General features: G+C 70.7%; 1 protein-coding gene. It reads left to right on the top strand.

The genetic code is table 11. The features are described 5' to 3' along the window. Positions 1-170: 170 nt before the first annotated feature. The coding region (locus tag HUK82_RS16800) for a hypothetical protein (protein WP_176614989.1) at positions 171-1011 on the top strand (841 nt) is incomplete at its 3' end.

Here is a 1011-nt window from a genome sequence, read left to right as displayed (position 1 = left end):
GAGGACGGGCCGGGCGGTCTGCTCGGCCGTATGCGCGGCTGGCTGCGGCGTGGCAGAGATTGACCCGATCGCCGGACGGCGGCACGGTCGTACGATGGCCGTGCGGCCACGTCCGCCCCCTCGTCCGCCCTGGCTCAGGGCATCAGCCTCTTTCGGAGACGTCCGGTATCATGCGTCACCCCGCCACCCTTGTCCCCCCCGCCGCGCGGCCATGGCTGGTCGCCCGCCCCCTGTCACCGCGTCGCTGGGCGCGGGCGGCGGCCGTTTCGGTGGCCGTCATGACGGCGGCAAGCCTCTCGGCCTGCGGCGGCGACGATGCCCCGACACAGTTCGCCCCCCTGCATTATGACTATCTCAGCCGGTTCCAACTGAACGTCGGTGCCGTGCAGGTCGTCGACAACGCACCGCCGGGCACGACGCCCGGGGACGTCTCCGGCCGCGCGCCCACGCCCCCGGACCAGGCCCTGCAACAGATGGCGCACGACCGGCTCGCGGCAGCGGGGACGGCGGGGACGGCGATCTTCTCCATCGATCAGGCCTCCATCCTGCATCAGCCGGGGGGCATGCTGAACGGTGCCATGGACGTACATCTGGACATCGTAAGGCCGGACGGACAGCACGCCGGTTTTGCCGAGGCGAAGGTCACCCGCGACTACAAGCCGGACAGTTCGGGTGGCGACACGGACAGCAAAGCCGCTCTGTACACCCTGACGCAGCAGATGATGAACGACATGAATGTCGAGTTGGAACTGCAGATCCGACGCTCACTATCCGGCTGGCTGGTCGATGCGGGCGGCACGCCGGTCGGCGGCGCGATCCAGCAACAGACGCTCGGCGCGCCCGGCAGCGGTGTCGTGGCACCGGTCGCGGCAACCCCGGGCCTCGACATGCCCACCGTCGCGACACCGGACATCCAGACACCCACGATCGAGACCCCGACGGTGGCAACGCCCGACATCGCCAGCCCGGACGTCACGCCGATGGCCGCCAGCCCGGCCCCCACGGCAGCGG

Source organism: Ameyamaea chiangmaiensis (genome assembly GCF_013376175.1).
GTDB classification, from domain to species: domain Bacteria; phylum Pseudomonadota; class Alphaproteobacteria; order Acetobacterales; family Acetobacteraceae; genus Ameyamaea; species Ameyamaea chiangmaiensis.
Note: the sequence above shows the minus strand (reverse complement) of the source record. Positions and strands in the feature narration are given on the sequence as shown.